Below are 517 nucleotides of genomic sequence, written 5' to 3'. Positions count from 1 at the left end.
ACGGCGGAGTCATCCAGTTCAGCGGCTTATAGGCACGGTCATCCGCATGGATGGACACCGAACCATCGGCTTTGATGAGGATGAGACGGTCCGCCATGGGAAGGTGGGCGTCGAGGCGGCCTACGTAATCTACGGAGCATTGGGCGATGACAACACGCATGCCCTCTACCCTATCGTTGGGCGCTACTTCTTTGGTAAGCGGGTAGCTCGCTGGCGCATCTGGCGATAATCCAACTTCTCTTGGCGCTTCGACGGCGCCGATTCCACCCACGCATTCAACGCCATGATTCCGTGCGCATCAGAGGCAATCTCATAGTCCCGCCCATCGATGCTAATACGGATGATCTGGTGACCAGAGGGCATAAAAGAAGCCTCGTCATCATCCATTGGGCGGGTGCTGCCCAGTTCGATGTCGAGGCGATTAAAGCGTTTGTTGGCGCGCGGCAATACGGAGCGAAGCTTGAAGTACTCCATATACTCGCCGTCATAGCGCACGAGGCCGTGACGCCACGTATGG

1 protein-coding gene and 1 pseudogene are annotated in these 517 nt (G+C 57.3%); both read right to left on the bottom strand.

The window, feature by feature from the left end; all coding sequences use genetic code 11:
• Positions 1 to 160: pseudogene (locus tag HMPREF2698_RS12660) on the bottom strand (endonuclease NucS domain-containing protein); the annotation flags it as partial.
• A gap of 23 nt (positions 161 to 183) precedes the next feature.
• Positions 184 to 517, bottom strand: a 334-nt coding sequence (locus HMPREF2698_RS12655) for a DUF2550 domain-containing protein (RefSeq protein WP_070565217.1), incomplete at its 5' end; no start/stop codon positions are given.

The organism is Corynebacterium sp. HMSC072A02, assembly GCF_001810085.1.
Taxonomy (GTDB): domain Bacteria; phylum Actinomycetota; class Actinomycetes; order Mycobacteriales; family Mycobacteriaceae; genus Corynebacterium; species Corynebacterium hesseae.
The sequence above is the reverse complement of the archived record's forward strand: the minus strand, read 5'-3'. Positions and strand labels throughout refer to the sequence as shown.